We start from the raw sequence: 13,973 nt of genomic DNA on the forward strand, positions 1-13,973 counted from the left end.
GGATGACGCCACATCATTGCGTTTCTATCGCGTGCGTCCTTTTGAGGATATGTTTTTCACGGTTATTGAGTCTTCTTATAGCCAACAGTGGAATGACAGATGTAATCAATACCACCGTTGCGATGCATCCTACGAGTATTTTCCCACTGGCTGCCAGTATACACAGGATGTATAATAACAGCGCGGTAAATGCCAGCGCGAAAGCAATCACCCGCAACCCAAATAAGTTCTGCTTATGGATAGCTGCCACTTCTTCTGCCGACTGTTGTGCGGCTTCCTTCTGCTGACGGCGGAAAGCACGATACTGTACATAGTCATCCGCAGGCGCTTTACCAGCCAATATAAATTCATAGATCACCAGCATGACAAAGGGCAGTACAACACCCAGCAGCATTTCCTGCGAGCGACTTAACTTCAATGTAGTCACGAAAGGCACTACAAACTTGAAAAGCAGGTTCACCACCAGGCAAACACCCGATATGATATATGCGGCTTTACCACTTAGTTTTTTAGAGATCAAAGCCCAGAGTGTCGGCAGTAATGTTGGTCCGCCGGTAATAGCGGCAATACTCAGCACCACTTCTATCATACCACCTGCTGCAGGCACCAGCAATGCAATGCCTATCATGCCGATACCGAGCAACAAGCCTGACATACGCGCCATCCGAATCAACTGTTTATCTGAAGCCTTCGGATTGATCACACCCTTATAGATGTCATTAGTGATTACGGCGGACGTAACATTCAGCGTAGTATTCGCGGTAGCAGAAGTAGAGAAATACATCCCCGTCAACATCAGTCCCATCAGGCCCGGAGGTAATACCAACCGGCATACTTCCAGGTAGGCATTCTCTGTATTCAAACCGCTCAATGCAGGATTAATACTTTTATAGATCATAGGCGGCAACATCCATATCACAGGACTCACCAGGTAAAGTGCCGCAAATAAGAATGCCACTTTCTTCGCTGCCGTAGGTGATTCCACACTGGTATACCGCTGTACAAAAGTCCAGTTCCCGCCGATATAACTGATATGATACAAAGCAAAAGCAGCAATGAACCCAACAGTATATTCCCCGTTGATGATGGAGAAGAAATCTGCGGGCACCTTATGTGTAAACCGCTCCCAACCGCCCGCTGCATCCAGCGACAAAGGTAGTACGATCAGTACAGCGGCCGTCAGTATCACAAACTGCAGAATGTCTGTTACCATTACCGCCCATAAGCCGCCAATAGCAGTATAAGCAATCATCATCAGCCCCAGTACAATCGTGCAGGCGGTTAAAGGAAAGCCCAGTGATACACTCACCAGCTTTGCCACCGGGTATAACACGGCTCCTTTATTGACCAGGGATACGATCAGGAAAGTATAGACATAGAATTGCTGTACCGGCGCACCTAATCGCTGGCGGATGAACTCCGCAGCAGTTAAAGCGCCCGTTCTCTTCCATCGCGGCGCCAGCAGGAAAGCCGTAATAAGCCCACCCAGGCACATCGTCCACTGGATGGTGACAGACACAAATCCGTATTTATAGGCAATACTTCCCCAGGCCACAAACGTACCGGCAGAAAAGAAACTCATAAAGAGTGACAGTCCCCCGATGAACCAGGGCACTGCTTCCCCTCCTGCAAAAAAGGACTTCATGTTCCTTCCTGTGCGGGCAAACAACAATCCGATGAACAGCACAAAGGCTGAAAACACGAATATGACGGTAGTATCTATGGTCGACTTCATAATAAACTGATCTCAAGTATTTTCAAGCCAAATGGCGGGAGCTGTACCTGCCATTCGGAGCCGTTAATAGCGCTCGTTTCCGTTTTACCTGCTTCATCCAGCACGCTGGCAGCAACCCTTTTTACTGCCTTCACCCTAGCGGCATCAAACTGCACTACTGTCTGCTGCTCCTCGTCATCATCATTCAGCAGCATGATATATATTTTGTCATTTGTTGTACCTAAAGCACTGATATAATCCACCTGCGGATTCTTTACTTTCAGCATGCCATCCGGCATATATAAGCGGGCTGTATTGCCGAAGATCTTCCCTGGTGCAAATCCGTAACAGGTATGCGGCCCCACCTTAGGCGTAATAAACCCTTTGGGAAAGCTAATTTCTCCTTTACTGCGGAGGCTTGCTTCCGATACCAGGTAATCCGTCAGCAGTCCTACCTGCCACCAGGCATGATGCGGATAAGGACCTGCTCCCGCGTTCATGGTTGTCCAATAGTAGGAAGCAACGCTGGTATTTTTATCTATAAACGCATCGCGTCCCCAGATGGCAGCACGGGCCATATTGATAAACAGGGAATCATGTGTAAGCGCGAACAGCCGTACAAACATACCTGCATGACTGGCCAGCATAATAGGTCCATGTACATTAGCGGAACCCAGGCTGCCACCATGTTCAAAACTCAGCCCCGCCTGACTGATCTGCCAGTCTTCCCATTCCTGTCCCTTTACCATCTTTTTTTCCCTTGAAGGAATCGGATGCGTATACACCGATGCTGTATATATCCGCGCAGCGGCAATAGCGGCGTTTTTATAGCGTTCTTCGCCGCAGAGGTCATACAGGTCCAGCAACGCCTGAACGGTCTGTCCTGTGGCAAAATCGGCCACAAAACGGGCGTCCCCGCATACGCCCAGGAATGCTCCTTTGTCAACACCCTCATGCACCAGCCAGTCGGCCCCTTTGCGGGCGGCTGACAGGTACTTTTCATCCTTCAGTATGCGGTATGCCACCAATAATCCATAGAAAGTAGGACGCAGATCAGGGATGTCTGTAAATACGGCCTTTGTTGTAGCATCATCATAGGCTACTTCCCAATGACCATCCTCATGCTGCCATTGCAGCAACTTATCTGCTCCCAGGCGAAGCCGTTCCCGCAACAGCTTATTTTCAGGCTCAAACAGCAGTATATTCCCCATGTCAAGCATGGTATAATAGGTCAGGGCGATAGGCTCTACATACGTGCCCCATTCCTCTGTAAAACGTTGTTTTTTCCAGAGGTAGTACTGCCCGACAGCAGCACCCTGGAAGAAGCCCGGTTCTGCCTGTTGCTGCGACAGTTTAAAATTCAATGCCGCAGGCAAGCGCTTTTTCAGCAATACACTATCACCTGTAATATTTGCCAGCATCCACATCGCGCCATAATCAGAGTTCTTCATGGCATCTCTGCCAGAGCCCACTACTCCGCCCAGGTAAGCCTGTGCGCCAATCTCCATTCCTTTATATTGAAACGTATGCCACATGGAAGTACTGTCATTATCCAGATAATGCAGCATAGCCATAATCCTGTCGGAAACAGACTGTCTCGTGGTTTTCAGCTTCAGCTGATCCGGGAAACGGTATATATCATTCACAGCGTGATTGTATACTGTATACCAGTCTGCCGGCTGCACCGTATATCGAAAGGAAAAACTGCGTTGCTCTCCCGCCTGCATATATGAATCCGTTTGCCCAAGTACAGGATGATAAGCCACCGGTGTATAGTTGCCGGCTCTATTCATCACAGATAATCCCAGCTTCCAGAGATGGTGTGTATTCCCATCTTTCTCCCATGGATCACGCCCTGTTCCCGGATCGGGTATCACCGCCAGGGTAATACCATCTTTCGTTACCAGCGGACTTAAAGTACTGGCGGTACGTTCCCGGAAAACAACCGGCTTGTCAGGAATGCCCTGCCCATAGCCATAGCTAAGCACAAGGTCATGTTGTATAGTATTACTTTGAAAATACCCGGGTATCATGGCAAAATCGGGGCGGTTGTCTTTCACTGTCGCCAGCGTAGGTGTAGCGATTGAATAATAGCCCGGACGCTTTGCCGCCAGTGTAATAGTCACCAGTATATCATGATGAAATTGTTCATCCAGCTGCCATCTGGCGCTCAGGTCCCAGTCATTCGACATCTCTGAAAACACCAGCGCATCAGTAGTCTTCTCCACCTTATCCGGATAAAATTGGATCGGTGTACCAGCAGTATTCATACTTACCGGTCTTAAATTACTTTCCCAGTTACGCACCAGGTAATTGTATTCCTTCAGCGAAAAACCACCGGGATGGGTATTTGCATAACGCAGATCCGGCGTACTGTCGGGCTTACCTGCGCTGTACAGCAACAGGTACTCGCCCGACAGGTTGCCTAATCCCCTGCCATCTATGCTAACCCCGGTAAGCCGGTATCCATCTTTTGCATGTGTCCATTCCAGCCGCAGCTTGTCATTCTGCAAACGCTGCGCATATGCATGCTGTCCGCAGAAAAATATGACCACACTATAAAACGTTACGATCCATCTCATGCCTGTTTCAATTTACTTCCATGCGGGATTCTGTTCCAGCAGATTATTTGCATTCACTTCCGTTTGTGGAATAGGAAAATACTGATTCCTTGCCTGCGGATTTCTCGTGCGGTATACATCATTTACAGCGCCGGGAATTACCTGCCGGAAGGTATTCGTCCTCGTAAGATCATACCAGCGATCGCCTTCTGCATACAGCTCCCAGCTACGTTCCTGTAATACTGCTGCTATGAAAGCATCTTTACCCAGTCCTTCTGTCAGTCCATCCAGTCCTGCACGGTTCCGTACCCTGTTGATGTACAGATAAGCATTCGCAGTAGCGCCATTCAATCTCGCTTCTGCTTCCGCAGCAATAAGGTATACATCTGCTACTCTTAAGATAGGAATATTAGTCGCATGACTACCGCCGACAGAATTACGATCTGCATATTTTTTCACCAGCACTCCATGTGTAGTAACAGGTGTGATAGACGCCTGGTGTACCACTACGCCCTGTTTGTTAACGTAATTGGTATCCATCAACTGCCTCCGTTTATCCTTCGGATCGAATGAATCAAAGAACGCCTGATAAGCAAATGCTGATCCATAGGAAGTAGCGCCATATGCAGGGGCGGCACTTCCCGGCGGACCGTACAGGCTCATGATCTGGGAGCTACGTCCATTCGTCATAGACTCAGCTTCAAATGCCCAGAGGTTTTCTTTCCTCGCCGCATCTTCTCGGGTAACATCATATACATCCATTACATTATCCATCAATCCTATCCCATTAGTACTATTCAGCACTTTCTGTGCTTCACGCAATGACACTGCCCAGTTCTCACTATAGAGCGCAGCCTTGGCATACAAGGCGGCTGCAGCTTCTTTACAGGGACGACCTTTTATTAGTGATCCGCTGTAGTCAGGCAGATTAGCCTCCGCAGAATCAAGGTCCTGGAAGATCTGTTTGTATACATCTTCCTTAGGGCTTTTACCAACATATGCATCGTTTATCGACTGACTAGCCTTAATACGGATCACCACATCACCAAAGTTCTTCGTCAGGAACCAGTGGAAGAATGCCCGCAAAAAGTAAGCCTCTCCAAGAATGGCTTTCTTGCGCGCTTCATTGCTCATCTTCGTATTGGGCACTTTCAGCAATACCCAGTTGGCATTTTCAATACCCGTGTAACAGTTGTTCCATATATCGATGGGCGATTCATTGGCACGGCTGTAACTAACCACTGCACTATACTGCGGATCAAAACTGAAAAGTGTATATGTATCCCTTCCCACCACCGGACGGGGATATACCTGATCTGCACTGAAGTCAGGCACCAGCAATGCAGAAGGGCCAACATATAGATCTGCCAGCTCATTATATACTGCGGCCAGCGCAGCTTCTGCATCTTCCGCAGTCTGGTAAAAATTCTCTGTATAGATAGATGAATAAGGCGTCTCTTCCAGCTTGCTGCAGGAGAAGCAGCATAAGGTGAACAGAGAAGCAACACTATATCTGAAAAATATGTTTCGCATGTTAAAGCTGTTTTAAATGGAGATATCAGAAAGCTACCTGCAATCCCAGCAGGAATGAACGGGCAGTAGGATACACAAGATTGTCTACTCCTATCTGTTTATTGGAATTGCCAAACGTATTCACTTCAGGATCGAAGCCGGTATAGTCAGTGATGGTAAAGAGGTTGTTGGCACTGACATATACCCTTGCAGAACTGATGTTCTTAATCTTTGGTAAACGGTAGCCTAAAGTGATATTCTTGCAACGCAGGAAGGAGCCATCTTCCATGAAACGATCTGTCAGCGGGATACGCCCTCCCTGGAAGCCGCTTACATATTCATTACTGGGATTGGTAGGCGACCAGCGGTTCACCAGCGCCTTGTACATATTCCTGCTGCCAAGCGGGTTCTCGAAGGTATACCGGATCAGGTTGTACACCTTGTTTCCCTGTGTACCGGCAAAGAAAGCACTGAGATCAAAACGTTTGAAGCTCAGGTTAGTGGAGAAGCCATAGATGAAGGAAGGATTGGCATTGCCAACAATTTCCTGGTCGCTGGCGCTGATAACATTATCCTTATTGAGATCTCTTACTTTCACGCCACCGATACGGCTGCCAGAACCTTCCAGTACAGTTTCCCCCGTCTGATAGATACCATCAAACACATAGGTCTTGAACAATCCCAGTGGCTCTCCTACCCTCATTACCTGGTAATTGCTCACAGCGTATTCTGTCAGTCCGCCGTCCAGTCGCGTCAGTTTATTACGGTTCAGGGAGATGTTACCAGCCACCGACCATCTCACTGTCTTGTCCAGGATAATCGCATCCGCCGACAGCTCTATCCCCCTGTTTTCCAGGCTGGCAAAGTTGCCGGTCACTTCAGTGTATCCTGATGAACCAGGCAATGTTTTCACAAAGAGCAGGTCGTCTGTTTTCTTATGGTAGATATCCGCCGTAACGTTTACACGGTCCTTCCATAATCCCAGGTCGAAACCAAAATCAGCCTGAAGAGAGCGTTCCCATTTCAGGTCTTCATTTGCGATACCTGTAGGCCTGATACCGGTGATGGGCGAATGATTAAAGTAGTACATGCCGGTAGTACCCTGTAAAGAGAGCGACTTATACGCGTCGATTGCACCGGCATTACCGGTCAGACCATAACTGAACCTGAACTTCAGGTTACTGATGGTGTTGCTGCTTTTCATAAAAGGTTCTTCTGAAGCACGCCATGCAATAGCAGCAGCGGGGAAGAAGCCGTATTTATTATTCTTGCCGAACTTCGTTGAACCATCCACACGGGCAATCAGATCCAGCAGATACTTATCGCGGAAACCATAGTTAATACGTCCCATGTAGGAGTCCAGCCTGTCCCTCGAACGACCGCTGCTGACAGTCCTTTCAGTAGCCAGTTGCAGCGCTTCGTTGACAGTAGCGTCATTAGGAAATTTGCTGGCATTGATCGTATTGGAATTGCTGCTGTTAGCCTGTGTTGCAAACAGACCGGTTACTTTCAGTGAATGCGCTTTGGCAATCCGTGTTTCGTATGTAATGATGCTTTCATGCAGTAATACTATGTTGTTTGAATTTGTCTTTGCCGCACTACCGCCACCGGCAGCGAGATCGCCGCTACTCATAATAGCGCGGGGAGAATAGAAATCGTTCAGTGATCCTGATAGCACTGGATTGAAGTTGGCGCGATAGGTCAATCCTTTCAGGGGACTGATCTCGGCATAGATATTTCCCAGTGTCCTGTTGATCTTATCCCTGTTGAGGATCATGGCCAGGCCAATCGGATTTGCTACTTCCCGGTAACGGCCATTCTCCTGATCGCCAAATGGCCATACCCTGCCGTCTTCTCTATAAGGCTTTAAGGTAGGCGGAGCACCCATAGCAGCCCCTAAAATGCTTTGCGTAACGGATCCCGCATCGATACTGGTAGAACCTGTAGGGATAGTGTTATTCACCACATAACTGGTCAGGATACTGGCCCCAACCCTCAGCAGATCATTGACCCGGTGGTCAAAGTTCAGACGGAAAGAATAACGGGTAAAGTCGGAATTGATCACTACACCTTCCTGTTTGAAATAGTCACCCGACAAGGCAAACTGCGTTTTCTCGGAACCGCCCGCCACCGTTACCTGGTGATTCTGCATAGGCGCATCGCGGAAGATAAGGTCCTGCCAGTCTATCCCTTCTCCCAGTGCAGCCGGATTATCGTAAATATTTGTTTTGAACACCTCATTTTCGAGTGCGGCAAATTCAGATGCATTCATCATCTCCATTCTTCGGGTGGTTTTCTGTACACCGTAGTAGCCATCATAGCTCACTACCGTTTTACCAGCCTTACCACGTTTAGTGGTGATCAACACGACACCATTTGCTGCTCTTGCGCCATAGATAGCTGTAGCGGAAGCGTCTTTCAGTACCGCGACAGATTCAATATCATTGGGATTAATAATGGAAAGGGAACTGATATCATTCACACCGCCAGAGTTAGACAACTGTACACCATCCACTACATAAAGCGGCTCGGAAGTACCATTAATGGAGTTGACACCCCTGATACGCATACTGATATTACCTCCCGGAGCAGCGGAGTTCTGCGTGATCTGCACGCCGGATACACGGCCTTGTAATCCCTGTACTACATTGGAGATAGGCGTTTGTTTCAGATCGGCTGTTTTGACAGAAGTAATAGCGCCCGCCACATTGGCCTTTTGTTGTGTACCATAGCCAACTACCACTACTTCATCCAGGTCTTTTTTACTGGCCTGCAGTACCACATCCAGCTGGCTCTTACCAGCAACAGTTACTTCCTGCGTGACAAAGCCTGTGAAAGTGAACACTAATGATACATCTGATTGTTTAAGCGACAGTGAGTAAGTGCCATCCGGACCGGAAACAGTTCCTGTAGTTGTCCCCTTTACCCTGACAGTAACTCCTGGCAGCGCCTCCCCGTTTTCGGCGCCCGTCACGCGCCCTTTCACAGTCAACTGCTGCGAAAAGGCCATTATTGGGAGCAGTAAGATTGGGAAAATTCCCATTAAGTGAATAACATGTTTTTTCATAACTGTGGTTCTAGGTTGTTAAGCCGGCATAAAATGAATAGTACCAGAATGCTGTATTTACCGGCATTTTCTACGTAACATGGAATTAAGATGGTTCAAATTTTCACAAACAATCTGATGGATCAAAATATTTTCAGCAGTTTTTTCTGTGGGAACGGTTCCAATTTTTTGGGATAGTTCCCAAAAGCTTACTTTTATATCCCGGTTCACCAAAATCGTCCACGTATGAAGTCGAAGTACACGACCATTATCGATATCGCGCGCCAGCTGAATATCTCTAAATCCACGGTTTCCCGTGCTCTTACAGGTCATCCCAACGTAAAGGAACATACCCGCAAGGCAGTGCTTGAACTGGCCAACTCCATGGAATACCAACGTAACTCTCTGGCCCTGGGCTTCAGCAAACACACGACCAATACCATCGGTATTATGGTGCCGGAGTTTATGTCTACCTATTTCCCATCTGTTATTGTAGGCGTGCAGGATGTCATGCAGGCGGCAGGTTACAACGTAGTGATCTGTCAGCAGAATGAATCCTACGAATCAGAGGTATCTAATATGAAGTTGCTGCTGTCTTATCGTGTGGATGGCATCATTGTGTCACATACCAAAGAGACCCGCAATTTTGACCACTTTACATTGGCGCAGCGAAGAGGTGTTCCATTGGTATTCTTTAACCGTGTACCGGATGATATGAATGTACCGAATGTAGTGGTCAACGATTATGAAGCAGCCTTCCAGGCAGTGGAACATCTCATTGCCATAGGGCGGAAGCGTATTGCTCATCTCGCAGGACCGGAATCTTTGGTGAATACACGCTTACGCAGGCAGGGTTATCTTGATGCGTTGAAGAAACATGACATCCCCTACAATCCAGATCTCGTGCTGTCATACGACCTGACTACGGAAAAGGTGAAGATCTATATGAAACACTTCCTCGATCTGGCTACTCCACCCGATGCGCTCTTTGCCATCAATGACCCTACTGCCATTGCAGCCATGGAAGTGGTAAAAGCAAAGGGACTGAGAATCCCGGAAGATATTGCCATTGTCGGCTTCAGTAATGATTTCTCAGCGCAGCTGGTATATCCGGGCCTCACCACAGTAGCGCAACCCACTGCTGATATAGGTCGTACAGCGGCAGAGATGCTGCTACAGGAATTAAAGGCGAAGGTTAAAAATGATTATAGTATCAAGAAAGCACCTACGGTGCAGTTACCGACGAAGCTAATCATCAGGGAGTCTACCATGGTGAAAGAGAAAACGAAGAAGCGGTAAGGACTACTTATCAATACCATACTTAATCCCCACCTGTCTGAATAGCGCTTTAAGCATACCCAGTTTCTGATCGCACATTTCACCCAATGATATTTCGTCACTGCTTTCTCTTGTCTTCTCGCATTCAAAACATATCTCAATGAATGCGATCGCCTTGCCATTACTGTCCCGAAACAATATCGCATTCCGGGGGATATAACATCCTGATGTACTCGTCGTCCAGATGTTTCCCGCATAGCCATAATTATATAAGACATCCGTCAATGTATCTATCTGGGCAAGTGTCATTGTCCTGATCTCCTTCATTCCCACAGGTATAGCCTGAATAGTATCAGGGTCATCCAAAAACAGGCTACGATCCAAAGCGGGATCAATAACCCTGGAGAAGCTAAATTCACCATAATCGGTAATCTTCACTGACCCATTAAAGGATATAAGCTGGATCTGGGCAGACAGGTTAAAAGGATAATGTTTTATTCTTGACGCAAATGAAAGACGGTTTTTTTTCACGCAGCCCTCTATATAGACCTTGTTGGGAGGTGGAGGTGGAGGTAGTGGTTTCTTTTGTGCCTGCAGCGATTGCGAAATGAATAGCAATACTGCATATGCAGATATTTTTAATAGTCTCAAACGCATGCCGGGATGATGGGTTACTTCTTTCATAGTAGGGGTGAGATTTAATAGTAATATACGAACATAATTAACAAAACCCAATAGACTCCAGGCGTCATGTGTTTGTAGCGCCAGGATGCTCCCCCGGTACAAAATGATGCCCTGGCCGTAAAAAAGTAAAAAATACCCAAATACCAGTATATTAATTCCCCCGGCATTAACTAACTTTGCCATATGTTTAAGAACGTGCGTTTTATTATCCCCTTGTTTATTATCTCCGTTTTGTTGTCATCATGTTTCGAGATCATAGAAGATGTAACAGTGAAAAAAGATGGTAGCGGCAATATGAAGTTGACCCTCAATTTCAGTCAGAGCAAAACAAAGATCGGGGCAATTATGCTGATGGACAGCATTAACGGTTATAAGGTACCCAGTCGCAATGAAATAGAAGACCAGATAGAACAGGCAGCAGCAAGGCTAAGAACAATGAAAGGTATCTCCAACGTAAGCCATACTGTCGATTTCACGAATTTTATTGCCAGTATCAACTTTTCATTCAGGAATGTAGCAGATGTGAACAATCTTGTTAAAGAACTATTGGCCGAAGTGGACGTAAAGACTAAAATCCCCCTTACCTACCGGTATAACCGGGAGGAAGCGCGGTTTTCAAAGGACTACACCTTCTCTCCGGATGTAAAGGAACAGTATAACAAATTGAAAGAAAGGGACAGGGAAGTTTTCCGTTCAGCATCCTATATCAGCATCTTACGCTTCGAAAATACTATCAGCAGCTTTAGTAACCAGGGGGCAAAAATGTCTAAAAATCAGCTGGCTATAATGCAACGCCTCCCGGTAGCAGACCTGGTGAGTGGCAAAGCCGATATCTCTAATCAAATACAATTATCAAAATAGAGCATGAAACGATTATTACAATTGGTAACCCTGGTAACCTGTGCCAGCTATACCGCCACAGCACAGGATCTTGCCTATAAGATCCCTGAAAAAGCATTCAGTGTACTTTCTGTAAAAAGCGATCAGCTGTTCAAGCTATACCCCGCCACCGAATTCAATAACAGCACGCTGGGAAAAAAGCTGCTTGCACATTTATCAAAGACCACCGAAAAAGATTACAAAAGCATAGAGGACCTGGGGATGAACCTATCATCCAGTGTTTACTACTATTACAATGTGACAGACAGTATCAACTGTCACAGCCTGTTGATACCGCTTGCTGACAGCAAAAAGATAAACGCGCTGTTTGCAAAACAAGCTGACAGCATCTGGAAAGTGAATGGCGTAAACATCCTGCCACGACGTGCACAGAAAACAGTGATTGCATGGAATGACCAGTTCCTGTATCTGACCTATGGATCTGTAAACACTTACTTCCTAAAGGATTCCGCTACTGCAGTAAGGTATGGTATGCCCAACTTCCCCAACGAGGGCTACTATTATTACGACGATGGAAACGAGGCACATACTGATGTTGTTACCCCATTGCCAATAGATACTTCTGCTACAGATATTATTCTCCAGGAGGGCGTTATGGACACAACAGTAGTAGAAGATCGTGTCGTTGAAAGTATGCCACCGGTAGCAGAAGAGCCTTCAGAAGATACATCTGCTGATGAAACAGCTGTCGAAGATGCACAGCCCTACGATTATGACGCCAGGAAAAGAATGATAGATAGCATTGGTATCACCTGGCTTACCAACTCCACACAACGGATATTCGAAAAGCGTAATACTGAGCCTTCCGTTCTGAACAATCCATCCTATCTGCGTAGTGCAGACAACAATGCGGTTGCTACCTACTGGATGGCTGACCTGGAAGGCCTTTATACTTCCTTCATTCCTTACAAGCTGTTGAAATATGGCAACATGATGCGTGGCTACGGCAACGTTAACGCCAGACTATACATGGGAAAAGAGAACATCCGCCTCACCAGTGAAATGGGACTGGATGCAGAGAAATCAGCCATGTATGAAAGGATCTGCGATCATAAGATCAACAAAGACTTCCTGAAATATATTAAAAGTGACAGCCTGATAGGTTTCATGAGCTACTCTTTTAACACAGAAGCATACATGAACGAAATGCCTAAACTGCTTATGCAGACGTATGGCGGTAGCAGGTATTCAGAAGAAATGGCAATTGCCGCTGATTTAATATCTGTTATGCTGGATGAAAAAGCGATCGCCCAGGTGGTGAAAGGTGATGCTTTGTTCCTGCTGACGAACCTCAGCGAAAAGCAGGTTACCTACCAGAGCTATAACTACAACGAGGAAACTTTCGAGTATAAGGATACTGTCATGACCAAAACAGAAACACTACCTGATTTTCTGTTTATGCTCTCTTCTGATGATACCCGCCTGTTTGAAAGGCTGTTGAACTACGGTATCAAAAAGGAACAGATCGCGCTCAATAACGGTATCTATTCCATCACCCAGTCGAAGAAGAACCCGTTCAGCATGCATGTGCTCATCAAAGACGGTATCGTGTTCCTCGGCACCTCTCTGGTGGATCTCACTCAGATCCGGAACGGTTCTTTCAAAGGCAGTCTCGACAAACAGCACAAAGAACTGCTGACAAAGAACAACCTCGCCATGTTCTTTAGTCCGAAGGGCCTCAGTGCCAGAATGCCAACACGCGAGCTGGAAAAAAATAACGAAAAGATCAGCAAACTGCTGGCAGGCGCAGGAAATGTATACCTCACTTCCGCAGGGATAAAAGATGGATATATCTCCGGGGATCTGACCATCGATGTTCCGAAAGGAGAAGAAAATGCACTGAAGTACTTCCTTAACCTCATTGAGGAAATGGATACACTCAAATAGTGCTACAATACCGCTTATATACCGCTAAGCCTGCGTTGATCTTACGTTCATGAACGTAGGATCAACGCAGGCTTAGCGGTATATAAGCGGTATCTAAGCGGTGTCAAAAGGCATTCAAGTCTCCCGGCTGAAATCCAAGCAGCTCTTCAAAATAAGCTTCATTTCCTTTGTAGTCTGGATGTTCAGTATAGTCGATCGTTTTTGTGTAACCCGTTTTGAGCAGAATCGGGCATTACGCTGAAGTTGGTAAATGAACAATCGTATTGCTCCTGTATAGCGTATAGGTTTAAAGAAATATTGAATCATATTTGTTGGTACGGTATCCTGGCTCATTACCTTTCATTGTCACTGCATTTTTAGGAGTTAACCGGAAACAATATATAAATTATTT

8 protein-coding genes are annotated in these 13,973 nt (G+C 46.5%); 3 read left to right on the top strand and 5 right to left on the bottom strand.

The features are described 5' to 3' along the window. Positions 1-13 precede the first annotated feature (13 nt). From BLR32_RS12295 to BLR32_RS12310, 4 genes are read right to left on the bottom strand one after another with little or no spacing between them, the layout of a single operon-like run. Complete coding sequence (locus BLR32_RS12295; protein ID WP_089832018.1) at positions 14-1,735, bottom strand: sodium:solute symporter family protein; 1,722 nt, start codon at positions 1,733-1,735, stop codon at positions 14-16. Then, on the bottom strand, positions 1,732-4,296 hold the full coding sequence (locus tag BLR32_RS12300) for a glycerophosphoryl diester phosphodiesterase (protein WP_089832020.1): 2,565 nt from the start codon (positions 4,294-4,296) through the stop codon (positions 1,732-1,734). The genes BLR32_RS12295 and BLR32_RS12300 overlap by 4 nt, the downstream gene beginning before the upstream one ends. 12 nt (positions 4,297-4,308) lie before the next feature. Then, on the bottom strand, positions 4,309-5,808 hold the full coding sequence (locus tag BLR32_RS12305) for a RagB/SusD family nutrient uptake outer membrane protein (RefSeq protein ID WP_089832022.1): 1,500 nt from the start codon (positions 5,806-5,808) through the stop codon (positions 4,309-4,311). A gap of 25 nt (positions 5,809-5,833) precedes the next feature. Beyond that, entirely contained in the window at positions 5,834-8,797 is a 2,964-nt protein-coding gene (locus tag BLR32_RS12310; protein WP_245705410.1) for a SusC/RagA family TonB-linked outer membrane protein, read from the bottom strand. A gap of 282 nt (positions 8,798-9,079) precedes the next feature. Between BLR32_RS12310 and BLR32_RS12315 the strand changes: the two genes are divergently transcribed. Beyond that, positions 9,080-10,132 (top strand): LacI family DNA-binding transcriptional regulator, encoded by a 1,053-nt coding sequence (locus tag BLR32_RS12315; RefSeq protein ID WP_089832025.1) that lies wholly within the window; start codon positions 9,080-9,082, stop codon positions 10,130-10,132. 3 nt (positions 10,133-10,135) lie between these two features. On the opposite strand, the gene BLR32_RS12320 is transcribed toward BLR32_RS12315, so the two are convergent. Further along, positions 10,136-10,795: a hypothetical protein gene (locus tag BLR32_RS12320; protein WP_143011453.1), complete on the bottom strand. Its 660-nt coding sequence runs from the start codon at positions 10,793-10,795 to the stop codon at positions 10,136-10,138. Positions 10,796-10,978: 183 nt separating this feature from the next. Between BLR32_RS12320 and BLR32_RS12325 the strand changes: the two genes are divergently transcribed. Both BLR32_RS12325 and BLR32_RS12330 read left to right on the top strand, forming a co-directional pair. Continuing rightward, complete coding sequence (locus BLR32_RS12325; protein ID WP_089832029.1) at positions 10,979-11,656, top strand: hypothetical protein; 678 nt, start codon at positions 10,979-10,981, stop codon at positions 11,654-11,656. A 3-nt stretch (positions 11,657-11,659) separates the two neighbouring features. Beyond that, positions 11,660-13,582, top strand: a complete 1,923-nt coding sequence (locus tag BLR32_RS12330; RefSeq protein WP_089832031.1) for a hypothetical protein — start codon at positions 11,660-11,662, stop codon at positions 13,580-13,582. Positions 13,583-13,973 lie beyond the last annotated feature (391 nt).

It is taken from the genome of Chitinophaga filiformis, assembly GCF_900102545.1.
Taxonomy (GTDB): domain Bacteria; phylum Bacteroidota; class Bacteroidia; order Chitinophagales; family Chitinophagaceae; genus Chitinophaga; species Chitinophaga filiformis.